24 protein-coding genes are annotated in these 22,519 nt (G+C 60.0%); 12 read left to right on the top strand and 12 right to left on the bottom strand.

The annotated features are described in order from the left end of the window. Positions 1-4 precede the first annotated feature (4 nt). The 4 genes from WC811_RS03535 to WC811_RS03550 form a co-directional block, all read right to left on the bottom strand. Positions 5-211 (bottom strand): hypothetical protein, encoded by a 207-nt coding sequence (locus WC811_RS03535; protein ID WP_372641033.1) that lies wholly within the window; start codon positions 209-211, stop codon positions 5-7. Between the two features lie 64 nt (positions 212-275). Beyond that, entirely contained in the window at positions 276-809 is a 534-nt protein-coding gene (locus tag WC811_RS03540) for a hypothetical protein (RefSeq protein ID WP_372641035.1), read from the bottom strand. A 6-nt stretch (positions 810-815) separates the two neighbouring features. Next, complete coding sequence (gene scpA, locus WC811_RS03545) at positions 816-2,990, bottom strand: methylmalonyl-CoA mutase (protein WP_372641037.1); 2,175 nt, start codon at positions 2,988-2,990, stop codon at positions 816-818. 175 nt (positions 2,991-3,165) lie between these two features. Further along, positions 3,166-3,663 (bottom strand): hypothetical protein, encoded by a 498-nt coding sequence (locus WC811_RS03550; protein WP_372641039.1) that lies wholly within the window; start codon positions 3,661-3,663, stop codon positions 3,166-3,168. Between the two features lie 139 nt (positions 3,664-3,802). On the opposite strand from WC811_RS03550, the gene WC811_RS03555 reads away from it, so the two are divergent. The 4 genes from WC811_RS03555 (at position 3,803) to WC811_RS03570 (ending at position 6,305) form a co-directional block, all read left to right on the top strand. Continuing rightward, positions 3,803-4,702, top strand: coding sequence for a DUF817 domain-containing protein (locus tag WC811_RS03555; RefSeq protein WP_372641041.1), 900 nt, complete (start codon positions 3,803-3,805; stop codon positions 4,700-4,702). An 89-nt stretch (positions 4,703-4,791) separates the two neighbouring features. Next, the gene (locus tag WC811_RS03560; RefSeq protein WP_372641043.1) at positions 4,792-5,067 is read left to right on the top strand and encodes a hypothetical protein; all 276 of its coding nucleotides are present in this window, start codon (positions 4,792-4,794) and stop codon (positions 5,065-5,067) included. Positions 5,068-5,208: 141 nt separating this feature from the next. Further along, positions 5,209-5,412 (top strand): hypothetical protein, encoded by a 204-nt coding sequence (locus WC811_RS03565; protein ID WP_372641045.1) that lies wholly within the window; start codon positions 5,209-5,211, stop codon positions 5,410-5,412. A 239-nt stretch (positions 5,413-5,651) separates the two neighbouring features. After that, the gene (locus WC811_RS03570) at positions 5,652-6,305 is read left to right on the top strand and encodes a hypothetical protein (protein WP_372641047.1); all 654 of its coding nucleotides are present in this window, start codon (positions 5,652-5,654) and stop codon (positions 6,303-6,305) included. A 218-nt stretch (positions 6,306-6,523) separates the two neighbouring features. Here the strand turns inward: WC811_RS03570 and WC811_RS03575 are convergent, their stop codons facing one another. Next, on the bottom strand, positions 6,524-7,882 hold the full coding sequence (locus tag WC811_RS03575; protein WP_372641049.1) for a chloride channel protein: 1,359 nt from the start codon (positions 7,880-7,882) through the stop codon (positions 6,524-6,526). 29 nt (positions 7,883-7,911) lie between these two features. After that, on the bottom strand, positions 7,912-9,786 hold the full coding sequence (locus WC811_RS03580) for a methylmalonyl-CoA mutase family protein (protein WP_372641051.1): 1,875 nt from the start codon (positions 9,784-9,786) through the stop codon (positions 7,912-7,914). Positions 9,787-10,016: 230 nt separating this feature from the next. Between WC811_RS03580 and WC811_RS03585 the strand changes: the two genes are divergently transcribed. Further along, positions 10,017-11,450, top strand: a complete 1,434-nt coding sequence (locus WC811_RS03585) for a helicase HerA-like domain-containing protein (protein ID WP_372641053.1) — start codon at positions 10,017-10,019, stop codon at positions 11,448-11,450. Between the two features lie 131 nt (positions 11,451-11,581). Next, a complete protein-coding gene (locus tag WC811_RS03590) occupies positions 11,582-11,878 on the top strand; it encodes a DUF4236 domain-containing protein (protein WP_372641055.1) in 297 nt (98 codons plus the stop codon). A gap of 100 nt (positions 11,879-11,978) precedes the next feature. Here the strand turns inward: WC811_RS03590 and WC811_RS03595 are convergent, their stop codons facing one another. Continuing rightward, positions 11,979-13,241 (bottom strand): patatin-like phospholipase family protein, encoded by a 1,263-nt coding sequence (locus tag WC811_RS03595; RefSeq protein ID WP_372641057.1) that lies wholly within the window; start codon positions 13,239-13,241, stop codon positions 11,979-11,981. A gap of 258 nt (positions 13,242-13,499) precedes the next feature. Beyond that, a complete protein-coding gene (locus tag WC811_RS03600) occupies positions 13,500-14,090 on the bottom strand; it encodes a superoxide dismutase (RefSeq protein WP_372641059.1) in 591 nt (196 codons plus the stop codon). Between the two features lie 111 nt (positions 14,091-14,201). On the opposite strand from WC811_RS03600, the gene WC811_RS03605 reads away from it, so the two are divergent. The 5 genes from WC811_RS03605 (at position 14,202) to WC811_RS03625 (ending at position 18,662) form a co-directional block, all read left to right on the top strand. Beyond that, positions 14,202-14,384, top strand: coding sequence for a hypothetical protein (locus WC811_RS03605; RefSeq protein ID WP_372641061.1), 183 nt, complete (start codon positions 14,202-14,204; stop codon positions 14,382-14,384). A 438-nt stretch (positions 14,385-14,822) separates the two neighbouring features. Next, the gene (locus WC811_RS03610; protein WP_372641063.1) at positions 14,823-15,152 is read left to right on the top strand and encodes an H-NS family nucleoid-associated regulatory protein; all 330 of its coding nucleotides are present in this window, start codon (positions 14,823-14,825) and stop codon (positions 15,150-15,152) included. Positions 15,153-15,628: 476 nt separating this feature from the next. Continuing rightward, positions 15,629-15,943, top strand: a complete 315-nt coding sequence (groES, locus tag WC811_RS03615) for a co-chaperone GroES (protein ID WP_372641065.1) — start codon at positions 15,629-15,631, stop codon at positions 15,941-15,943. Between the two features lie 41 nt (positions 15,944-15,984). After that, on the top strand, positions 15,985-17,631 hold the full coding sequence (gene groL / locus WC811_RS03620) for a chaperonin GroEL (protein ID WP_372641067.1): 1,647 nt from the start codon (positions 15,985-15,987) through the stop codon (positions 17,629-17,631). A 329-nt stretch (positions 17,632-17,960) separates the two neighbouring features. After that, positions 17,961-18,662 (top strand): glycosyltransferase family 25 protein, encoded by a 702-nt coding sequence (locus WC811_RS03625; RefSeq protein WP_372641069.1) that lies wholly within the window; start codon positions 17,961-17,963, stop codon positions 18,660-18,662. 153 nt (positions 18,663-18,815) lie between these two features. Here WC811_RS03625 and WC811_RS03630 read toward each other — a convergent pair whose 3' ends face one another. Both WC811_RS03630 and WC811_RS03635 read right to left on the bottom strand, forming a co-directional pair. Continuing rightward, positions 18,816-19,127 (bottom strand): hypothetical protein, encoded by a 312-nt coding sequence (locus WC811_RS03630; RefSeq protein ID WP_372641071.1) that lies wholly within the window; start codon positions 19,125-19,127, stop codon positions 18,816-18,818. A 175-nt stretch (positions 19,128-19,302) separates the two neighbouring features. Next, positions 19,303-19,620, bottom strand: coding sequence for a hypothetical protein (locus WC811_RS03635; protein WP_372641073.1), 318 nt, complete (start codon positions 19,618-19,620; stop codon positions 19,303-19,305). 257 nt (positions 19,621-19,877) lie between these two features. Here WC811_RS03635 and WC811_RS03640 point away from each other — a divergent pair, with 257 nt between their 5' ends. Then, positions 19,878-20,528 (top strand): hypothetical protein, encoded by a 651-nt coding sequence (locus WC811_RS03640; RefSeq protein ID WP_372641075.1) that lies wholly within the window; start codon positions 19,878-19,880, stop codon positions 20,526-20,528. Positions 20,529-20,611: 83 nt separating this feature from the next. Here the strand turns inward: WC811_RS03640 and WC811_RS03645 are convergent, their stop codons facing one another. Together WC811_RS03645 and WC811_RS03650 are read right to left on the bottom strand one after the other, a co-directional pair. Beyond that, positions 20,612-21,265 (bottom strand): class I SAM-dependent methyltransferase, encoded by a 654-nt coding sequence (locus WC811_RS03645; RefSeq protein ID WP_372641077.1) that lies wholly within the window; start codon positions 21,263-21,265, stop codon positions 20,612-20,614. Between the two features lie 8 nt (positions 21,266-21,273). Then, complete coding sequence (locus WC811_RS03650) at positions 21,274-22,518, bottom strand: DUF3419 family protein (protein ID WP_372641079.1); 1,245 nt, start codon at positions 22,516-22,518, stop codon at positions 21,274-21,276. Between the last annotated feature and the right edge of the window lies 1 nt (position 22,519).

Raw genomic sequence — 22,519 nt, forward strand, 5'->3', positions numbered from 1 at the left:
GCCGCTATTCGCCTTCCCGCTGCTCGCTTGCGAACTCTTCTTCAAGCTTGCGCTCGAGCGTCACGAGATCCTCCGGCAGCGGCATGCCGGTCGCCTTTAGCTGGTTCAGCTTTTCCATAACGGACAGATAAATTTCGTGGCCGTCTTGGGGCTGGTTCTGCATGTCGGTCAGAAGCTGCTCGATTTCCAGCTTGATCAGGTCGAATGCCATGGTTTTGGGCCTTTTTGCTATGAAGTTATAACGCCGCTAGCGCTCCAAGAGGCATCCGAGCGCATTAAGTTTGAACGCTCTCAAAAATTCGACCTGCTCGACTGCGGAGTAAAATTCGAGCATCAGGAATTTCATTGATGATCGCCTCCAGCACGCGTTTACAAACCGACTGCAGTGGACGGTAGAGGGGATATGTGGCCGCTCCTCGAATGAAATACTCCAAGTCTTTCTTTGAGTAGCTCGCATTCAGCATGATTATGATGGAGCGATCTTGGTCGGTGAGTGTGACGATGCTCGAAAGACCAGCAGATTCGGCTCTTGTCAGCGCGCGCTCAAGGTTATGCCCGACATCTCTCTTAAGGAAGTCGAGAGGTATTTCTTTATGAATGAGGAAGGCCTTCAGGGCTAGTTCCAAGGATCTGCCCATTAAGAATGTCACCGACGTGGGAGCGACGTCCAGATACTCGCTCCCGATTGCATCGTCAGCAGCTTCACCAGCGGCAAAAAATTCTACCGCGTAGCGTGCAACGCCAATAGCACCTACTCGCTCTGGATCGAGATGCGGGTCGTATTTTATGTCACGTGGGGACGTAATCAAAGTGCATTACTCGGCCGCTTGTTTGTCGACGTACCCCAACTGAGCGTTGAGTTTTTCGACGAGGTCGGCGGCGGCTTCGGGGATGTTGGTGCCGGGGCCGAATACCGCTTTGGCGCCGGAGCGGAACAGCTCGTCATAGTCTGACGGCGGAATGACGCCGCCGACGACGATCATGATGTCGCCGCGGCCTTCCTTGTCGAGCGCCGCCTTGAGTTCCGGCACCAGAGTCAAGTGCCCGGCTGTCAGCGACGACACGCCGACGACGTGGACGTCATTCTCGACGGCTTGGCGCGCGGCTTCATCGGCGGTGGCGAACAGCGGTCCGATATCGACGTCGAAGCCCAGGTCGGCGAACGCCGAGGCGATGACCTTCTGGCCGCGGTCGTGGCCGTCCTGGCCGAGCTTGGCGATGAGGATGCGCGGGCGGCGGCCGTCGTTCTTGTCGAAGGCTTCGACAAGCTTTTTGACCCGGTCGACGCTCGGATTCATCGCCGCTTCCTTCTTGTAGACTCCGCTGATGGCGCGGATTTCAGCCTTGTGGCGCGTATACACTTTTTCGAGCGCGTAGGAGATTTCGCCGACGGTCGCTTTCTTGCGCGCAGCCTGAACGGCGAGGTCGAGCAAGTTGGCGTTGCCCTGCGCGCCATTCGTCAGTGCTTCGAGTGCTGCCTGGACTTCCACCTCGTTGCGCTCGGCGCGCAGGCGATCGAGCTTGGCCAACTGGGCTTCGCGGACGGCGCGGTTGTCGACCTTGAGGAAGTTGACCTCTCGGTCGCCCTGGATTTTGTACTTGTTGATGCCGGTGATGGTCTGGCGGCCGCTATCGATGCGGGCCTGGGTGCGGGCGGCGGCTTCCTCGATGCGAAGTTTTGGAATGCCAGCGGCGATTGCCTTCGCCATGCCGCCTTGCTCTTCGACTTCCTCGATGTGCGACATCGCCTTCTTCGCAAGCTCGAATGTCAAACGCTCGACGTAATGGCTGCCGCCCCACGGGTCGATGGTGCGGCAGGTGCCTGATTCCTGCTGCAGAAGAAGCTGCGTGTTGCGGGCGATGCGAGCGGAAAAGTCCGTCGGCAGTGCGATGGCTTCGTCGAGGCCGTTCGTATGCAGGGATTGCGTGTGGCCCTGCGTGGCGGCCATCGCTTCAAGGCAGGTGCGTGTGGCGTTGTTAAAGATATCTTGCGCAGTCAACGACCAGCCCGACGTCTGCGAATGGGTGCGCAGCGAAATAGAACGCAGGTCCTTCGGCTTGAATTCTTCCTTGATGAGCTTCGCCCAGAGCAGACGCGCGGCGCGCATCTTGGCGATCTCCATGAAGTAGTTCATGCCGATCGCCCAGAAGAACGACAGGCGCGGCGCGAAGGCGTCGATATCGAGGCCCGCCGCAACACCGGCGCGCGCATATTCGATACCGTCGGCGATCGTGTAGCCGAGTTCGAGGTCGGCGGTCGCGCCCGCTTCCTGCATATGATAGCCGGAAATCGAGATCGAGTTGAACTTCGGCATGTTCGCGCTGGTGTAGGCGAAGATGTCTGACACGATGCGCATCGATGGCGTCGGCGGGTAGATATAGGTGTTGCGCACCATGAACTCTTTCAGAATGTCATTCTGAATGGTTCCGGCGAGCTTCTGCGGCGGCACGCCTTGTTCTTCACCCGCGACGATGAAGAGTGCGAGAATGGGCAGCACGGCGCCGTTCATCGTCATCGAGACGGTCATGTCTTGCAGCGGAATGCCGTCGAAGAGCACGCGCATGTCGTAGATCGAATCGATCGCCACGCCCGCCATGCCGACGTCGCCTTTGACGCGTGGATGGTCTGAATCGTAGCCGCGATGGGTCGCAAGGTCGAACGCGATCGAGAGGCCTTTCTGACCGGCGGCGATATTGCGGCGATAGAAGGCGTTGGAATCTTCCGCCGTCGAGAAACCAGCGTACTGGCGGATAGTCCAGGGCTGCAGCGCGTACATCGCCGGATAGGGACCACGCACGAACGGCGCAATGCCCGGCAAGCCATCGACGAAGTCGAGCCCAGCGGTGTCGGCATCGGTGAAGACCGGCTTCACGGCAATGCCTTCGGGCGTTTCCCACACGGGCGTGTCGGGAGCCTTGGCTGCCGCCGCGGGTTTGCCGGGGACTTCCGGATCGAGGGGAATCTGAGCGAAATTAGGGATCGAGGTCATTCGGGTCGCTGATCCGGTCAAAATGGGATGTGTTCGTGGGTACGGTACGGCAAAACCAGGGGCGGGGACAAGTTTTGTCGGCGCGTGCGACTCCCCTGCGGGAGCCCGGCCGCACGCGCGGGCTTTTGTCTCCGTCCAGGGAGTCTACCCCCATGCGTGGGGTGGCAGGCGTGGATTAACGGCGGCTTCGGTCCAAGAGGTAGTCCCTTCGGCGGAGAAGGAGATCGTAAACGATCGCGAAAAGGACGCCGCTGAGCGCCGCGCTGATCAGATCGTGGCGCTGGACGCCCGGCGGCGCAGGCGCAAGCGGCGACAGGACGAGGTAAATCGCTTCGGCGAGGAGGCACCACATAGCCGCTGCCAAAAAGACGAACTTCAACAGACGAAGGGTCCCGCTGCCCGAGGCCGCGCCGAGAAATTTCGCAGTGGGTGGGAAAATGAATATCCCCATGGGTAGGAACCAAAGAAACGCCGCGATCACCGCTGTCGGCAAGTCGTCGGCGTAATTCTGGACCGCCGATCCGGCGGTTGTTCCAGAGATCTGCCCCTCGGAGAGTGCGAGCATCGTCGTCGCGGCTATGAATGCCGAAATGGTGACGCTCAGCAGGCCCATCAGCATAAGCAGCAGGAGGGAATGACTTGGGGCGGAGGGCGGAGCGTCTTGGGATGCCATGCCGAATAATCCGAGAAGCTTTTCGATCCTGCCATATCACAAATGACGGCGGTCTTGATGAAGGCGCGCTGGGGAAATGAGAAAGCCATAAACCTCGGCATGATGCCGCGCGGTCTGGGCGCCGTTTTCAGGGTGAGGCATGCAACGCAAGGTTTCCGGCGACGGCGCGCGTCAAAGCGCGGCTCGGGTCTGGCCGCCACTGGCACGCTTCATCGATTGGGAAGCGAAGCTTGGAGAAGCCGCCGAAGCCCGTGGCCGCGTCGCGCATTTCGCCTACGAGTTCGTTCGCTTTGGCGTTAAGCAGGCGTGGGCGTGTCTGTTCGGCGCTTTGCTGCTCGGCCTTCTGATCGCAACGCATTTTTTCTACCCGAAGGGCGCGACGCTCGCGCGTTACGACTTTCTAGTTATCGCGGCGGTCTTGATTCAGGTGGTGATGCTCGTCTTCAAACTGGAGACGATCGAGGAGGCGAAGGTCATCCTCGTGTTTCACGTCGTCGGCACGGTGATGGAGATCTTCAAGACGTCCGTCGGGTCTTGGATCTATCCCGAGGCGAGTTTGCTTCGCGTCGGTGGCGTGCCGCTTTTTACGGGATTCATGTATGCGGCGATCGGATCGTATATCGCGCGATGCTGGCGGCTTTTCGATTTCCGCTTCACGCGGCATCCGCCGGTGTGGGCGCTCGGAATTCTAAGCGCTGCGATTTATGCGAATTTTTTCGCGCATCATTACGTCTGGGATTTCCGCCCTCTTCTGTTCGCGGCGGCCGTCATTCTGATTGGGCCGTGCACCATCTACTACAAAATCTGGAAGACGCACCGGCACATGCCGTTGCTGCTCGGCCTTTTCCTCGTCGCGCTTTTCATCTGGTTTGCCGAGAACATCGGAACATTTACCGCCGCCTGGGCCTACCCAAACCAGAGGCATGGCTGGGTGCTGGTCAGCGTCGGCAAGCTTGGGTCTTGGTTTCTATTGATGTTGATTTCGTATACGTTGGTGGCTGCACTCAATCGTCCATGTGCAGTAAAAATTGAGGAATAGGCGCGATAATATTACCTCGAAAGGCGGTTCTCGTGCATGCCATCCGCTTTTCGTCGTATCGTTATGCCGTCAATTTCCGGAATAGTCTCATGAGCAACTCATTTGCATTATTGGTTTCGGCTGTCTTCGCGGGGGTGGTGACGACAAGCGCCCTGGCCGAGAGCGGACTTGAGCCGCCCATGGATCTGCTGGCGACGCAACTTCGCCTTCAGGGCTTTGCGTGCGATCATCCCGAGAGCGCAAAATTGGACGAGAAAGCTTCGAAGCCCAGCGAGACGGTGTGGTTCGTCATGTGCAAGGGCGTCCGCTATCGCATGACGGTCGTGCCCGACTTGGCTGCCAAGATCGAGAAGCTCGACCAGTAGCTTCAGACTGAATTTCTTTCGTTAAAAGTCCAACCCAGCCTTCAGATTGGTTGTCACTCGCGTAACAGCGGGCGGCGCGCTTCGGGTGCAATCTCTCTCTCGTCAGGCCATTGCCGGCCGCAAGTCGAGAGGAGAGACGTCATGTCCGCCATTGTCGCTGGTTCCGCCGCCGCCGCTGTCGTTACTGCCGCAACCGTGGTTGTTGCCGCCCTTCCCGACGCTCAAGCGCTTCTCTCGCCGCTGTTTGAAGGTGGCAACGAATATGCGATCGCAGCCGTATCGGTTTTTGCATCGATCCCGATGCTTGGCATCATGGCCGTACTCGCAGCTTCCGGGCGGGAGTAGGGGAGCCTGACGCTGGCGCGCATCAGGGTTTTCGGCCGCGCCAATAGCACCGCGATGAACTCGCGTGGAGTATGCAACGCGCCATTCTCCTGCCTTTGTTAGCGTTTCTTTAGTCATTGGGGCACGGGGGGTTAGGGAAGACAGCTACCCTGCCGTGTGTGTTTTTGTCGGGTGCCGCGGCACCGGTGCGGGCCGGAGTCGACGAGTTCTCCCATCGAGTATCGCGTGGGGTGTGCGTCGTGAAATACAAAGCAATCACCGTCCTTTTGGGCGCGGTCGTCGCGTCTTCGTTTTCTTCGCCGACCAAATTTGGAGCCGGCAGTCCGGCCGATGCGGCCGACGCGATCCCGCTGGTTAGGCCGGATGCGGTGAAGATCCCGGAATTCGTTCCGGTCATCAATTTCAGCGAGTTCATCATGGCGACGCAGACGTTCGCCGCCCAAAATCCGCCAGCGGCACGTCTCGCGGCTGAGGCCTTGAGCGCCAAATTTACTGCTGGCCTCGAGTCTCAAGGGACCGAGCAGCATCAAGCATCCCAGCAATCCGCCGAGCTTAGCGTGGCGAAGCCAGCGCCGATCATAATCACACGGCCGGTGGTGGTCGCCAGCATTCCGAGCGTTCCGAGCATTTCTGTACCCGATCCGATCGGGCGACCGGCGGAGGCTCTCGCGGACCCTGTGAAGATCGTGACGGGTTATCCGGCCGAGAAGACGCGACGGCACAAGGCGGAGAAGAAGGTCGCGGCGACGACGAGCCATGACCGCGTCGAGAAGCGGTTCGAACCTGCTATGGGCCTCGGCATGGTGGTTGATTCCGCCGAGGAAGCGCCGCCGATTTCGGCCGTTGCTCCAAAAAAAAGAAAAGCGGCAACGGTCTCGCGAAATATCGAGTAGTTCCCGCTGAAGCGGCCGAGCGCGCCAAGATCGCGGCTGATCGACCGTCTCCGCAGAGTGGCGCTCTAGCGGCCGATGGCGGCAGCAGCAACGAAGATTTCCAAATCGGAATCCCCGGCCAATCGATGGAGCCGCAGATCTCGAAATGCGCGAAGGCCGCGAGATCGTGCCTTGGGATCTTCTGCGGCTGCTGAAGACCGGCGCGGCTTCTGTGCGCTCTATTTTTTTTCGTCGTTTTTGATGTCGAGGGCAGACGGCACGTAGCCGTGGGACAACGCGTGATAGAGCGGCTCGCGATGGATGAGGCGCGATATGCCAGCGGCGAGCAGCGCCGTCGCCATCAGAGGGATGACCATGCTGCTGTCCGTCGTCATTTCCATCACGATCACGACGGCGGTGAGCGGCGCTTGCACGACAGCTGCGAAGTAGCCGACGGTCATGAGCAGCATGAGCGCGCGGGGATCAATGAACGTGAAGATCGGAGTCAGCATCGAGCCCAGCCCGGTTCCGACGGCGAGCGATGGCGAAAAAAGGCCGCCGGGAATACCGCTGGCGGACGACAACAGCGTCGTGATGAGCTTCGACGGTCCGTACCAATAAGGAATATGTTCGCCGAGGACGAGGCCCGCTCGCGTTTCATGGTAGCCGTTGCCCGAGGCGTAGCCCGCTGTCGCGATGCTGAGCACGGCGACGATCAATCCGCAAATTGCAGCGAACAGGGCCGGGTTGCGGCGGAGGCTTTTGACGAACGGCGGCGGTCTGAGCGTCAGGGTTACGAGTGAGCGTGAGAAGATGCCACCCATGATGCCGCCGACCACGGCGCAGATCGGGACGGCAACCCAATCGGCGGGGTTGATCATCTTTGCCGAGACTTCACCGAAATAGGCGTAGTCGCCAATCAAGAGCCAGCCTACGCCGCCTGAGATCGCCACCGATGCGATGACGAGTTCGTTGATACGTCCGGCATAAGATTTCGCCAGTTCTTCGATGGCGAACAAAATTCCGGCGATCGGTGCGTTGAACGCCGCCGCGATGCCCGCAGCCGAGCCCGCGAGTACGAGACCGTTGTGGCGGCCGATGCCCGCAAATCCGGCGACGGCATGCATTACCGAAGCGCCGATCTGGACTGTCGGTCCTTCGCGCCCGACGGATCCTCCGACAACAAGCGCGAGGGAGGTCATGATGACCTTGGCGATCATCGTCGGCCAGCCAAGTAACCTGTTACGGAATGCGAAGTTTTTGCTTTTGCGCGTGGCGATGACCTGGGGGATGCCGCTACCGGCGGCGGCCGGGAACCACCGCGCCGTGATATAGGCGAGCACCGCAAAGCCGAGCGGCGTCATGAGGATTGGCAGCCACTGCCATCTTTTCAGGATTTCGTAGTAAAGGTCCTGAGACTTGTCGGCGAGTTCGGCGAAGCCCACGGCCGCGAGGCCGATGAGTATCGCGCCGGTTAGAAAGATGATGCGTCGCTGCCAGACGCGGCGCGACAGGCTGACGTGGCGATAACGGCGCAAACGCAAATGCAAATCTCTGCGATGCGTCACCTTCCGAACGGTCGGCAATTTTGAATCCACGAGCAGTGCGTTCCTTGGCTTATTTTCGCTCAGGCCAGTTTCTCCTGGAGGCCCTTCAGCGTGGCGACGGCATCGGCTCCGGCGAACAGGAACTGATCGACGCCGGCGGCTTTGAGCGCCGCTTCGCTGTCTCCCGGACGTCCGGCCATCAGCACGAGTGCGGCTCCGGCAGCTTTCAAAGCCGTTGCCGTTGGCGCGGCGAGAGCGGAGTTGATCGCATCGGATGAGCAGATGCAGGCAGCCGATGCGCCGGACTTGCGGAATGCTTCGACGGCGTCTTCCGGCGTCTTGTAGCCATCGCTGATGAGCGCAGCGATGCCGCCTGCCGCCAAATAGTTTTTCGTCCAGGTCGTGCGGACGTTGTGATCGACGATCTCGCCCATGCTGGCGAGGAATACCTTAAAGCCGCCGTGTGCGTCGGCGGTGTCGCGCAGCGCTTCGAAAGCTTCGCCAAGACGGTGAGGCTTCAACGGCGCAATTTCGATTGCCGCTTTGCCAGCGGGCGCGGACGGAGCAGGCCAGGGATCGGTATGGACGCCATCGTCGCCGAGCAACGGGAAGGCGTTCACGCCGGTCAGTTCCTGACGGTTGGTGGCGATGGATTTGGCGCGCGTTTCCGCCGTCTTGGCGATTGTCTGCTGGATGAAGCCGGACTGGAGGCAGGCCAAGAGGCCGCCGCGGGCTTCGATATCCTGGAAAATCTCCCATGCTTTTTTCGCCATGTCGTCGGTGAGGCTTTCGACGTACCAGGAGCCGCCCGCCGGATCGTTGACGCGGCCGAGGTGGCTTTCTTCTTGGCAGACAATTTGAATGTTGCGTGCGACGCGGCGCGCGAACGCGTCGGGTTTACCGAGTGCGAACGTGAAGGGAAGCACGACGATGGCGTCGGCACCGCCGAGCGCCGCGCCCGCGCAGGCGATCGTGGTGCGAAGGATGTTCGTCCAAGGGTCGCGCTTCGCCATGATGCGATAGGACGTCGGGCAGTTGAGCTCGACGGCGGAGGCCGCGTCACCGGCACCACACGCATCGGCGACACGCCAGATCAAGCGGCGGGCGGCGCGCAATTTCGCGATCGTTGAAAATTCGTCGACGTCGGCGGCGAGCGCGACGTTGATTTTCGGCAGCGCCTCTGCCGGACTGATCCCGCCTTGCTCGGCCGCGCGCAGATAAGAGACCAAGGCCGACAGCATGAACGCGAGTTCTTGGGCTTCGCTAGCACCAGCGACGTGAGCGACGACGCCATCGGCCGTCATGACTTGGACGCGAGCCGAAGAAGCCGTCGTCTTCATCAAGGCCACGGCGCGTGCGAGCGCGGTTTCGACCGGTTCGGAAAGTCGGCCGGTCGCGGCGAGCGTGCCGAGCGGGTCGGCCCCGAACGACCCCTGGCGGTCGGACGGCTTGATGCCTTTTGCGTCCCACTCCGCCAGAAGTGCCAGGGCGGCATCAAAGGCATTCTCTCCGGCGACGAGAATAATGGGACAGACATCGAGAAGAACGCCCGCGAGGGCCGCGGCGAAAGCGTCCTTGGTTGTGGGCAAACCGTTGCCGCCGACCTGGAGCGCGATAGATGTCACGCCGCCTTGGAGGTCATCCAGAATTGCGGCGTTCACCGCTTGGGGGTTGGATTCGATGTGGAAGGTTCGAATGTCCCAACCGAGGCCGTCGCGGACCGGCGCCATTCCGCGCGTGAAGGGCGGTCTACCCGGTACTTCGTCGACCGTGCTCTGAAGGGCGTCACCGCGGGTGTAGAGCGGATTGATCTTAATGCCGTCAGCGGTCTGGGAGACGAGCCGCTTGTCGAAATCTGCGCCTTTCAGGGCCTTTTCGACGAGTGAGCGCCATTCATCGATATTTGCGTCCGGAAAATCCTGGGCGAAATGCAAGTCTTGCGTCTGGGTCGTCATACAACTTGGTTCCCAAGGCAAAGGGGCGTCATCGATACGGGTTCTTTCCGATATACCCCGTTAAGACCGTCGCGCGAGCCCGAATTTTTCCGGTGGCTTGGCCCAATTGCCGCGCTGGGGCGTGGACGGCGGCTGGGGCTGGGCCAGGTTTGCGTCGGTGCGCAGCGCATGGCATCACGGCAGGCGTGGGATAGGGCGAGTCGGCCTGTCCGGAGCATTGAGGAGGCGATATGACCGGAAAGCATGGCCCCGAGGAGACTGGCCAGGGCGTCGCCGATCCTCGCGACTATGTTCAAGATGGCCTGATCCTCATCGGCGTCAGCAAGTCAGGACAAGACCTCGCCGCTGAATGCATCCAGCTCTCGCTCGCCAACAGGCACGGTCTCGTCACGGGCGCGACGGGCACGGGTAAGACGGTTACGCTTCAGGTCTTGGCCGAGGGATTTTCGGCGGCCGGCGTTCCGGTGTTCGCCGCCGACATCAAAGGCGACCTTTCGGGTATTGCCATCACGGGCACGCCGTCGCCGAAGCTCGTCGAACGGGCGGAAGAGATCGGCCTCACGCGGTACGGCAACACGTCGTTCCCGACGGTCTTCTGGGACATCTTCGGCGTCGATGGCCATCCGGTGCGCGCGACGGTTCAGGAGATGGGGCCGCTGCTGCTGTCGCGGCTGATGGAGTTGACCGAGCCGCAGGAAGGCGTGCTCAACATCGCATTCAGGTGGGCCGAAGACCAACGCAAAGCGGGCGACGAAAAGATGACGATCCTGGATCTTCAGGATCTTAGGTCCGTCATCGACGAAATGGGAAAGAAGGCGTCGACGCTTCGCAGTGAGTACGGGCATATCGCGCCTGCCACGGTCGGCGTCATTCAGCGCCGCTTGCTCGTTCTCGAAGAGCAGTCCGCCAACAGGTTCTTCGGTGAGCCCGCGCTCGACATCATGGACTTTCTGAAAGTCGCAGACGACGGGCGCGGCGTGGTCAACGTCCTGGCGGCGGAGAAGCTGATGAACACGCCGCGTCTCTACGCGACGTTCCTGCTCTGGCTGCTGACGGAGTTGTTCGAGAAACTTCCCGAGGTCGGGGATCTCGACAAACCGAAGCTCGTCTTTTTGTTCGACGAAGCGCATCTACTTTTCAACGAGGCGCCGAAGGCGGTGCTTGAGCAGGTCGAGCGCGTGACGCGGCTCATCCGTTCGAAGGGCGTCGGCGTCTATTACGTGACGCAAAGCCCGGGCGACGTGCCGGACCGCGTTTCGGCACAGCTCGGCAATCGCGTTCAACATGCACTGCGGGCGTTCACACCGAGAGAGCAGAAAGCGATCCGGGCGGCGGCGCAGACGTTTCGTCCGAATCCGAAGATCGACACGGAGCGCGCAATCCAGGAGTTGCAGGTTGGCGAGGCGCTGGTGTCGCTGCTGACGGGCAAGGGCGAACCGTCGATGGTTCAGCGGACGCTGATCCGGCCGCCGATGTCGCGCGTTGGGCCGCTGACCGCCGACGAGCGGGTGGCAATCAACAAGGCGGATGCGGCAAACCAGAAGAAATACGGCACGCAACTCGATCGCGAATCGGCGCACGAACGGCTTCAGTCGCGCAACACCATGGTCGGGCAAATCAAGCAACGGCTGTCGTCGTTCTCGAATATCCTACGCGGTAAGTGACGACTGCCTGCGAATCCGTTGAAAATCACGATTGGAGCCGCTAGGTTTTTTCAAGGATTCGCAAATCGCGAGTGTTGTGGCGCGTGAATTGGATGTTCTAACCGGCGGCTACCGCCGACGAGGAGAATGAAATGGGTTATTTCCGGTTTCGCAAGACATTCACAATTCTTCCGGGCGTTCGGATCAATCTCAGCAAGACCGGCGTCAGCGGTAGCCTCGGCGGTAACGGCGCGACGCTGAACGTGGGCAAGCAGGGCGAGCAGGTTACGCTCGGCATTCCGGGCACCGGCCTTAGCTATCGCACGCCGCTTGGCACGACATTGTTTATCGGGTTGATCGTGGTCGCGCTGGTGATCGGCGTCGCGTATCTGGTCTCACCGACAACGGTTCATATGTTGCTGCATTGGTGGCAGCCGCGCTGGTTCTGATCAACCGGCGAGATTGATGAATTTGTGAGAGGGCGCTGGTGGATGGAGACCGGCGCCTTTGCTTTATCCCGTCACGTCTTGGAAAAAGTGCGCGGACGCGTTAGCCGCTGCCGGCGGCTGCGACAGGCTCGGGTGCTGCGGGACGGGGCTGAACTCCGTCGACCGTGATCGGTGCTTGGCCCGGGGGATGCTTCATCCAAATACCTCTGCGGCCGACCTTCGCGCCCTCGGCGTAAAGCGCCGCCTGATATTTAGGGTCGTAGATTTCCTTGGTTTCGTAAGTGAATGACGGCGGTACGGCCAGGAAATTGAAGTCGGCGCCGCCATCGAGGGCGACACGATAGATGTGATAAACCTCGCCCATGTTCTGACTCTTGATCAGCGTCGAAATCGAGCGGCCTGCAATCTGAAGCGTCGTCGGCTTCACGATTTCCTGCTCAGGCGTTGCCTTGCCGTTCTTGATGATGAAGTAGCGGCGGATCGGTGGCACTTTGTAGAGCGTATCGAAGGCTTTGAGGGGGGCGTCAACGGGACTGACGAAAACTTCACGAGTCGTCCCGCCGTCGACGTGAAGTTCGTCGTAAGGCTTGCCGTCGGCTTCAACTTCGATCTTGACTGGCGGGAAGGCGGCGGGGATCGCCGCAGACGCCAGAATGATCTTGCGGAAGAGTTCCGTCGCCTCGGGCGATCGGTTGAGGGCGATCTCTCCCATGTTCCAGACGACGGGACGCTGCGCGTCGAGATTTGTCGTCAGGACAAGGAGGATGCGGCCCCGTTTGTATTGCGCGGCGATGCGATCGAGAAACGGGCGGTCGACGTAATGCGCGATCAGGTTTTGCAGCGGCGCGGTGCTCGAGAGAGCCGGACCTCCAAAAAGCCCGGAGAGGATTTCGGGAGTGACCACTTGGTCCTGCTTATATTGGGTCCAGATGGTGTGAAGCTTTTCGTCCTCGGACGGACCAAGGAAAGCGAATGGCGCAATGATCGAGCCGGCGCTGACGCCGGTTACGACTTGGAACTCGGGGCGGTCGCCGCGTTTGGTCCAGCCTGCCAATACGCCTGCGCCGAAGGCTCCGTCGGATCCGCCACCGGAGAGCGCGAGGGTATCGATGACCTTTCGGCCGTTCATTGTCTTGGCGTCGCGGGCGATCGGCGGCATATGCGACGTGCGTCGCCGGATTTCCGCGATGGGGTCGGTCGGAACTTCGTCGCCCCAGAAGCGAACGCCCGGCATGCCCGGTATCTCAGCGGTTTCGGCCAGTTTCGCGCTTGAGATCCCGTTGCGCGTCATCACCGTCGCGCAGCCTGTGAGCACGAACGCAAAAATGACGATGAAAGCAACGTGCAGCCTAGGCACGAACACCTGAATCCCCCCGGCCGCGAAATATCCCGTCTACTGCGTTACTTCTACGGCAGGGACAAGGCGGGGGCAACGAGGCGAAAGTGTTAGAAGCGGAAAGTCTCGATGCGACGAGAACTGCCGTGGCTTTAGGGCATCATATTGAATGCTCGAGTGGATCGTCGAACGAGATCGGGGCATCTGCGCGGCCGCAGCCGGTGCGCAGACGCCCCGAGATTAGGCCCCGAGATTAGTGTGGGCTCAGTCGAACTTGGCGTTCAATCAGCCGACGAGAGCTTCGACGTGCTCCCAATTCACGAGATTGTCGAACCAGGCTTCGAGATATTTCGGGCGGGCGTTGCGATAGTCGATGTAGTAGCTGTGCTCCCAGACATCGACGCCGAGGATCGGCTTTGAGCCGTGCATCAGCGGGTTTTCGCCGTTCGGTGTCTTTACGACTTCAAGCTTGCCGTCCTTGACCGCGAGCCAAGCCCAGCCCGAGCCGAACTGGCCCTTGCCGGCTTCGATGAAGTCATTGCGCACCTTGTCGAAGCCGCCGTAGCCGTCGACGAGAGCCTGGACGCTGCCGGGCAATTTCTTGCCGCCGCCGCCCTTCTTCATCCACTGCCAGAAATGCAGGTGGTTGTAGTGCTGGCCAACATTGTTGATGAGGCCTGCAACCTTATCGGCATAGGCGTTCTTGACGATATCTTCGAGCGACTGGCCCTCATATTTGGAGCCAGCGAGGAGCTTGTTGCCATTCTCGACATACGCGAGGTGATGCTTGTCGTGATGGAACTCGAGCGTCTCGGCCGACATGAACGGCGTGAGAGCATCGTAGGCGTAAGGAAGATCGGGGAGTTTCAGCGTCATAGACGGCCACTCATCTGATGTTTGGGGGTGGGTTGAAAGCCGCGGGACCGTAGCTTTTGGAATCGCCTTGCACAAGTCGAAGGCTGAACCCGCATCCCGCGGCGCGGTTCCATGTCGCCGATCATATCAGCGCTTGTCATTCTCTACATGTCGGGTCTCCGGATGCTGCCCGCGTCCGATAGCGCGGGAATTAAGCGGGGGCGCCACGATCTCAAATCGCTGATGCATCCAGCGAGGGTTAAAAACCCCAATCTGACGACGAGATTGGAGTTTAGAACGATCCTCGCCTTCTAGCACGAATGAGCGGGCCAATTGCCTTTTTGATGCGTCCAATGCAGGATTACGCGGGTTTCGTATTTGTACGGAGCGTTCTGCGCACTATTGCCGAATTCTGCATTCTGATTGCCGTCTTTTCGTGATCCGGAAAAAAGAATTTTCTTCTAATGTGGTGGAGCGACCCGATAGCTTTGAGCTATTTCTCAACAAGAGCGTTTCTTTGAGCGCCGGACTACAATTGCAAATGCAGTCTATTTTGGCTTATAAACGGCGGCCTCGACAAAATAAGGTGATCGGCAATTTATTGTTTGCCGATTATTCATGACTATTGAGGACTTTGCATTGACAAGGTGACACATCTTGGAGATTCCTGCTGCGCGGGCGTCAAGATGTGACTACACCGGCGAGCAGAAGATTTAATAGAGGTTGTCGTTAGTGATGCGGAAGGTAAAGGCTATGGCGGCGATTAATGTCGACAAGCTTTCTCTTAAGGATCTTGTCGATCTTGAGACGAAAGTGCAAAAGGCAATCGCCGCTGCTCGGGACCGCGAGAAGGTCGAACTGAAAAAGAAAGTGGCGGATCTTGCGGAAACGCACGGATTTTCCGTGGCCGAACTATTCGGCGCTACTCGCGGCCGGGGTGCGGCAAAGGGCAAGTCCGTCGGTCTCGCGAAATACGCAAATCCGGAAAATAAATCGGATACTTGGACAGGTCGCGGCCGTAAGCCGAACTGGCTGGTCGAGCGGTTGAAAAAGGGCGCCAAGCTCGCCGATTTTTCAATTTGATCCCACGCTTATCGTAAGCGACAGGTCAGAGGGAAAAGACGCAATTCGTATCGGGTAATTTCAATCTCCCGTGGTAGGAATTGTGGGTCCTTCATCGACAATTGCTTTCACGGGTTGCGGCGCGATATTTAATCGGGCGTGCATTTTGCATAGGACATGCAATTGCGTGGCTGATTCTTGCCGCCGCAACCTAATCGCGATCGCGCTTTTGTTGCGCGCCGTGCAGCACAAACTCATTAAAGCCCGTTCGCCGCCGCGAGCTTATCGGCGGGAGCGTCAGGGGTGCTGAAGCGCAGACTTTTAGCACTCGACTCTTGACAGTGCTAGCAGTCCGCAGCATATAACCGTCGCGTTCGGGCTCGCAAGCGGTCCTGCTCGCAGAGAGCTGGCGAACAGCGACGTTTGTCGCTGGTGGCCTAGTATCGCTAAGCCGCGAACCGAAACAAATCATCTAGCCAAATCATGAGGTTAAACCCATGGCATTCCGTCCTCTCCACGATCGTGTCGTCGTGAAACGCATTGAGGAAGAAGCAAAGACCGCAGGCGGGATCATCATCCCTGACACCGCGAAGGAGAAGCCCCAGCAGGGCGAAGTTATCGCCGTCGGCCCCGGTGCCCGCGACGAAGCTGGCAAAGTCAACGCCCTCGACGTCAAGGTTGGTGATCGCGTTCTGTTCGGCAAGTGGTCGGGCAGCGAAGTCAAGATTGACGGCCAGGATCTCCTGATCATGAAGGAGAGCGACATCCTCGGCGTTCTCTCGGTCCCCGCCAAGGCCAAAGCCGCCGCTTAATTCACGTCCCCCCAATTCGCAAAGCTTAGGAGTTGCTCGACATGGCAGCTAAAGACGTCAAGTTTTCTCAAGACGCTCGCGAGCGCATGCTTCGCGGCGTCGACATTCTCGCCAACGCCGTCAAAGTTACGCTCGGTCCCAAGGGCCGCAACGTCGTCATCGAGAAGTCGTTCGGCGCCCCGCGCATCACCAAGGACGGTGTGACGGTCGCGAAGGAAATCGAGCTCGAAGACAAGTTCGAGAACATGGGCGCGCAGATGCTCAAAGAGGTCGCCTCTAAAACGGCTGACCTCGCCGGTGACGGCACGACGACGGCAACGGTTCTGGCACAGGCTATCGTTCGCGAAGGCGCGAAGTCGGTTGCTGCCGGTTCCAACCCGATGGATCTGAAGCGTGGCGTCGATCTCGCTGTCCAGGCGATCGTCGAAGACCTCAAGATCAACTCGAAGAAGGTCACGAAGGACCAGATCGCTCAGGTCGGAACGATCTCGGCCAACGGCGACGAAGTCGTCGGCAAGAAGATCGCCGAAGCGATGGACAAAGTCGGTTCGGAAGGCGTCATCACTGTCGAAGAATCCAAGACGCTCGACTTCGAACTCGATGTCGTCGAAGGCATGCAGTTCGACCGCGGCTATCTCTCGCCGTACTTCATCACCAACGCCGACAAGATGATCGCTGAACTTGAGAACCCCTACATTCTCATCCACGAGAAGAAGCTTTCGGGTCTGCAGGGGATGCTTCCGGTTCTTGAAGCCGTCGTCCAGTCGGGCAAGCCGCTCCTCATCATTGCTGAAGACGTCGAAGGCGAAGCTCTTGCAACGCTCGTCGTCAACAAGCTGCGCGGCGGCCTCAAGGTTGCTGCCGTCAAGGCTCCGGGCTTCGGCGATCGCCGCAAGGCCATGCTTGAGGACATCGCTGTCCTGACGGGCGGCCAGGTGATCAGCGAAGACATCGGCATCAAGCTCGAGAACGTGACGCTCCAGATGCTCGGCCGCGCCAAGAAGGTGACGATCGACAAGGAAAACACGACGCTCGTCGACGGTTCGGGCAAAAAGGCCGACATCGAAGCTCGCGTGAAGCAGATCAAGGCGCAGATCGAGGACACGTCCTCGGATTACGACCGTGAGAAGCTTCAGGAGCGTCTTGCCAAGCTCGCTGGCGGCGTTGCCGTCATCAAGGTCGGCGGCGCAACCGAAGTCGAAGTCAAGGAACGTAAGGATCGCGTTGACGACGCGTTGCACGCAACGCGCGCAGCCGTTGAAGAAGGCATCGTCCCTGGTGGCGGCGTCGCGCTTCTCCGTTCCGGCAAAGCTCTCGACGCGCTGAAGCCCGAGAACGACGACCAGAAGGTCGGCATCAACATCGTCCGCAAGGCGCTGCAGGCTCCGGCCCGTCAGATCGCTGCGAACGCTGGTGAAGACGGTTCGGTCATCGTCGGCAAGATCCTCGAGAACGCGAAGTACGCGTTCGGCTACAATGCTCAGTCGCATGAGTATGGCGATCTCTACGCCCAGGGCGTCATCGACCCGACGAAGGTCGTGCGTTGCGCGCTGCAGGACGCTGCTTCGGTTGCTGGTCTCTTGATCACGACGGAAGCGATGATCGCTGACGTGCCGAAGAAGGATTCTGGTCACTCGCACGGCGCTCCTGGCGGCGGCATGGGTGGCATGGGCGGCATGGACTTCTAAGGAAGTTTTTTGCTGGCCCCGAGCGACTCCCCTCCGGGGAGCCGGCTGCTCGGCGCAACAGATAAATCAAAAAGCCCCGCAGCGATGCGGGGCTTTTTTTGTTCGGCCGATTTGAAATTCGTCACTTTGAAAATCTTGGGGGTAGATCCGGGGCACATCGGAAATCTGTTGTCCGTTCCAACTTCAAGCGCCCTAGGCCGATCGATCGCTGGTCCGTGTTCACGTTCACGGTTCTTGCTCGACTCGTATAAAATGTTGCTTCTCTCACGCCCGCGTAGACCGCGCGGTTGCTGGGCTCGCCTTCGCGGCGGAGCGAACTGGACAGAATCGTGAAGCAGGATCGCGTCGATATATTTGTCATCAACTTGAAGCAGGCTCCGGCTCGCCTAGCCTTCATGCAATCGCAGTTGGGCGACGGTTTCGAGCGCGTCGAGGGCGTGCAGGGCGTCAACGTTCCAGACTTTCTCAAGGGGCAATTTGGAGCCGAGTTGACGCCGGGAGAAGTCGGTTGCTACGCGAGCCATCTTGTCGCCGCGCGCACGATCCTGGAGCGCGGACTTGCCCACGCCGTCATTCTCGAAGACGACGCTCAGGTCGAACCCGATACATGGGACGCGGTCGCAGATGCGGTTCGTTTTCTATCCGATTGGGACGTGATCGGGCTGTCGGGCGCCAAACAACATCCGCACCGGAACGTAGCGTCTCTCGGGGCGCGCAATCTGGTCCGCTATTCGCGATTTCCGAAAGTGACAGCGGGTTACGTTCTGAGCCGAGCGGGTTGCCAAAAGCTGTTGGAGCCGCACTTGCGGTCTCGTCCGGTCGACGTCGACATTCGCTATGGGTGGGAAATGGGGCTGAATGGCTACGGCATCTTTCCGCCTCCCGTCCGCCAAGCCGGCGGCCTCGGCTCATCGATTCCGCGCAGCGGGCAGCAACGTTTTTATTGGCGAAAAGCCCCGCTCGGCTACGCCTGGGGGCGTGCCCGCGAACTTGCCGTGTTTCTGCGGACACGGAGTGCGAAGGTTGAGTAGTGGCTTCGCGAAGTGGCTTGGTGTGTTGTTGTCGGAAGAATTTTAAGCTCGGCGCTCTGCCTCGCTCGGATTTTCTTGGGCGAATTGTTCGAGCTTGCCAGCGTTGCGGGCTTCTTCAAGTGAGAGATATTTGCCTCTGGACATTGCTCACCTTTAGTCGAATTTCGTCTCTTTCTCGATGCGCTCAACCAGTTCGATAATATCGGTTCTCGAAGTATCTGTGTTTCTTATTCCAAACCATCGGCACCAGGAGACCGCAGCGCCGACCAACGCCGCAAAGCAAATAGATAGCCACACATAATATCCTGTCGTTTTAACTTCAACGAAGCTCAACCCCAAAGCGACGTTTAGAAAAAAACCGGAAAGGCCCGCAGCGATCCCGAAGTCCACTTTGGATGGCGGCTCCGTTTTCGCGAGGCGAACAATCTCCTTGATGTTGTCGGGCGTGAAAGGAATTTCTTTCATCGGACGCTTCCCCGCCATTCGGAGAAGTCTTGTTCCGCCCCGGCTAGGAGTTGTCCGCTGTTCAGTAACGACAGTGGACCCTTCCGCTGCGTCCGCATAATCGGGAGTAGACGCCGCTGTGTCGATCTTATCTGTGGCTGGGGGAGTCGCTGCGGCGATAGGCTTCGCCGCAGCCTTACCTGAGGGGAGCATCTTTGTTCTCCTCGGAGGCGTGATCGACCAAAGGCTGCGGCACCATTGTGCGGATGAGTTCCTGCAAGCTCAGCAAGCCATCCAGCGTCATGAAAACGGCTGACCGGAAGTGAGCCTCGCCATTGGGCGATAGCTCCAAAAAGCTGAGACGACCTCCTAAGGAGGACATCGTGAGCAAGACCCGATTGCAAATCGGAGCAGGATGAACGAACGACGCATCCATCTCTTGTGGAGTTACGGTCGTTGCCGACGCGGTGAGAGTGTCGGGCGCGTTCTGAATATCGGCATTTGCTTCTGCCATGCGTAAGTCTCCGAATCTGATGCTGCCCCATCACAGCACCTCCGGACAGCGAGGCCAAACCGTTCAACAAGCCAACCGGCTCTCGGCGCAATTTATAGTTGTTGACAGTCTGTCGCAGGTGCTCGCGGCGCGGCGAATTCCTGTACATTTATTCTTGCGCATTACTGAAAAATTTGAAGAAGAGCGTCCGCATGTTCAGTCATGTGCAGGCGAAGCGGAAACTTATTCTCAAAACCCCAAGAAAAAGGGAAGAATAGATGTCGGCCGATATCCTGTCCAAGCTCAAGACCTTACACGATGACGTTCGAGCGCGCATTGAGGCGACGCCGGACTTCAAAGCCATGAAAGCCGTCGAACGTGCCATTGGCGAGCTTTCGGACGTCCTTGCTGTGCCCGTTGCCGCGAATACCGACGCCGTAGAGGCGGTGTTGGCGGCGGACGCGGTCATGGAGCCAGTGGTCGAAGAGGCCGCTCCAGAGGCTGCTGCGGCCGCGGAAGAGGCAGCAGCGGCGGAGGCTGTCGCGGAAGAAGCGGCGATTGCCGAACCGACGGTCGAAGAGGTGGTCGAGGCGGCGGTAGCTGAAACTGCGGAAGCATCGGAAGCCGCTCCGGCCGAGGAGGCCGCCGAGGCTCCGGCCGAAGTTCCGGTCGAAGCGGAAGCTGCCGCTGAAGTCGCTCCGGAAGAAGAAGCCGCCGCGGCTCCTGATGCCGCTGCGGGGGAGGAAGCTCCGGCCGTTGCGTCCGCCGAATCCGAAGTGGCCGCCGAGGCCGCTCCGGAGGCGGACGGTGGCGGCGCGATCGAGGTGGCTGCCGAGGCTGCCGAAGATGAGCCTGTCGCGGCGGCGATTGTCACCAACGGTGCGGCGCATCCGACCGAGGCGCCCGCTGCTGCTCCCGCAGCGGAATAGCATTTAGCGTCCGGGCGGCTGTCGCGATAACGGAAGCCCCGGTGATGAGCCGGGGCTTTTGCGCGCGTTCTGACGGTCCGGATTTAAGAAAGCTTCGCGCCGATGCGGGCGAGCGCGGCGTAATCGAAGCGGCCCTGACGAAAGGTTGCGCTACGGCCGTGACGGCGCGCAGCGTCGCGAACGACGGTTTCGAGATCAAGGCGGGGCGTGACGCTGAAGCGTGTCAGCCACGCGCGCATGCCACGGCGGCCCAACGTGGGCATCGAGGCCATCGTGCCGAAGTCGACGATATGCAACTCGCCGGTTGGCGAAAGTTGTGAGACGGCGCGGTCGACGACGGCTTGCCACGGCGGAATCATCGACAGCGCATAGGAAATGAAAATGCGGTCGATGTTTTGCAGGCCGAAAAGATCGGTGGGCGAGAACGTCGTGGCGTCGGCCTGCGCGAGCGAAATCGTCTTTTTATATCCGCTGCGATTGATGGCGGCGCGCGCGGTCTTCAACATTTCCTCGGAGACGTCGAGGCCGTAGAAGTTCGCACGCGGATAGCGGTTCGCGGCGAGGAGAAGGTTGCGGGCGGTGCCGCAGCCGATTTCGAGCACCGTGCCGCCCGCCGGCGGATCGAGGTCTGCGATCATCTGATCGCGGCCGATGAGATAGTAGCGGCGCGTCAGATCGTAGATGTAGCGCTGATGGCGATACATGCCATCCATCGCGCTTGCCGCATTCTCGGTCATCGCGCGGGTCAAGCGTTTTTGATGTAGAGGTGAAAGCCGCCGTAGATCGCCGAGCGGTCCTTGGCGTGGATTTCGGCGGACTTGGCGGCGTCGTAGGTCCACTGATTCAGAGTGTCGTCGGCGACGCGGCCGGGAAGGATGCTCTCTTCGCCGGCGGTGCGGAAGATGACGCGCGCACCGGGACGCGCCGTGCGGGTGATCTCGCGCCAGAGCGAATTGAGGGCCTCGTCGTCCATCCAATCCTGGGCGTCGAGGAGGATGTAGCGGTCGAGGCTTTCCGCCGATTCACCCGAGAGGAAGCGGATCATATTATCATGGACGACATTGACCCGGTTGGCGCGGGCCTTGATCGCCATGAAGTTCGACTTTTCCAGATACGGCGGGCACGGGCCTTCGCCCTGGGCCGCATAGCTACGGCCGAAGGCTTGCCAGGCGAAGTAGTTGTCCTTGAGGTCGAAGCCCGTCGCGAGGCGCTCGGCGCGCTCTTTCAAAACTTCGTTCATCGGCCGGGCGCCGCCGCCCGAGAGGGCATCGTACTGGACGGGCGGAATGCCCAAGCCAAAAAGAGAAGCGCGATTGGAGGTGATCCAGCGCAGCACCGGGTGGTCGAAGGCAGGCGCGACTTCCCGCGCGAAAATCTCACGTTGCTCTTCGATCGAGCGGGCCTCGAGGATGCGCTTTGGCTTGGCGCCGAAAACGCGCGCCGCGATATGGCCGGTCGCGATGAAGCGTCCGAGCAGACCGAAATGATAGAAGTTCCGAGCGAACCGCGAGATGCGGCGGCGGCCGGTCAATTCGCGGCCTTCCCAATAGGCGCGCGTATCAGCGTCGAGGTGGGGGGCGATAAGGTCGTTATAGAGGTGGACGTTGCGCCGGTCGTTGGCTGCGCCGAAGAAGCGATAGAACGTGGCGTGGTTCGGCAAGTGCTGGGCCGCCGCGACTTTCAGCTTCAGCAGCGCGATGTGCGTCGCGTTGAGATCAATTGCGTAGATCCGCGCCGGATTCGCCGAGAGGTAGCTCATGACGTTGCAGCCGCCCGACGCGATGGTCATGATGCGGGTCTGCGGCGTGATTTCGAGCGCTTCCATATCGGCGCGCGGATCTTCCCAGATCTGGGGATAGACCATCGATCGGAAAGCGAATGTAAAGGTACGTTCGAGAATGCCGGCGATGCTCAGTGCACGATTTTGGTGCACTGCTTCGCTCAACAGATCGACGCTCGTCGGCTCAAGGACTTTTGCGGTCGCGTTCACT

Origin of the sequence: Hyphomicrobium sp., assembly GCF_041659645.1 — a bacterium.
Classification (GTDB): Bacteria; Pseudomonadota; Alphaproteobacteria; order Rhizobiales; family Hyphomicrobiaceae; genus Hyphomicrobium_B.

Bases quoted from the DNA above. Each gene is read 5' to 3' on its own strand.
- WC811_RS03535 (WP_372641033.1), bottom strand. From the start codon at position 211: ATGGCATTCGACCTGATCAAGCTGGAAATCGAGCAGCTTCTGACCGAC.
- scpA (WP_372641037.1), bottom strand. From the start codon at position 2,990: ATGACCTCGATCCCTAATTTCGCTCAGATTCCCCTCGATCCGGAAGTC.
- WC811_RS03550 (WP_372641039.1), bottom strand. From the start codon at position 3,663: ATGGCATCCCAAGACGCTCCGCCCTCCGCCCCAAGTCATTCCCTCCTG.
- WC811_RS03555 (WP_372641041.1), top strand. From the start codon at position 3,803: ATGCAACGCAAGGTTTCCGGCGACGGCGCGCGTCAAAGCGCGGCTCGG.
- WC811_RS03560 (WP_372641043.1), top strand. From the start codon at position 4,792: ATGAGCAACTCATTTGCATTATTGGTTTCGGCTGTCTTCGCGGGGGTG.
- WC811_RS03565 (WP_372641045.1), top strand. From the start codon at position 5,209: ATGTCCGCCATTGTCGCTGGTTCCGCCGCCGCCGCTGTCGTTACTGCC.
- WC811_RS03580 (WP_372641051.1), bottom strand. From the start codon at position 9,786: ATGACGACCCAGACGCAAGACTTGCATTTCGCCCAGGATTTTCCGGAC.
- WC811_RS03585 (WP_372641053.1), top strand. From the start codon at position 10,017: ATGACCGGAAAGCATGGCCCCGAGGAGACTGGCCAGGGCGTCGCCGAT.
- WC811_RS03590 (WP_372641055.1), top strand. From the start codon at position 11,582: ATGGGTTATTTCCGGTTTCGCAAGACATTCACAATTCTTCCGGGCGTT.
- WC811_RS03600 (WP_372641059.1), bottom strand. From the start codon at position 14,090: ATGACGCTGAAACTCCCCGATCTTCCTTACGCCTACGATGCTCTCACG.
- WC811_RS03605 (WP_372641061.1), top strand. From the start codon at position 14,202: ATGTCGCCGATCATATCAGCGCTTGTCATTCTCTACATGTCGGGTCTC.
- WC811_RS03610 (WP_372641063.1), top strand. From the start codon at position 14,823: ATGGCGGCGATTAATGTCGACAAGCTTTCTCTTAAGGATCTTGTCGAT.
- groES (WP_372641065.1), top strand. From the start codon at position 15,629: ATGGCATTCCGTCCTCTCCACGATCGTGTCGTCGTGAAACGCATTGAG.
- groL (WP_372641067.1), top strand. From the start codon at position 15,985: ATGGCAGCTAAAGACGTCAAGTTTTCTCAAGACGCTCGCGAGCGCATG.
- WC811_RS03630 (WP_372641071.1), bottom strand. From the start codon at position 19,127: ATGAAAGAAATTCCTTTCACGCCCGACAACATCAAGGAGATTGTTCGC.
- WC811_RS03635 (WP_372641073.1), bottom strand. From the start codon at position 19,620: ATGGCAGAAGCAAATGCCGATATTCAGAACGCGCCCGACACTCTCACC.
- WC811_RS03640 (WP_372641075.1), top strand. From the start codon at position 19,878: ATGTCGGCCGATATCCTGTCCAAGCTCAAGACCTTACACGATGACGTT.
- WC811_RS03645 (WP_372641077.1), bottom strand. From the start codon at position 21,265: ATGACCGAGAATGCGGCAAGCGCGATGGATGGCATGTATCGCCATCAG.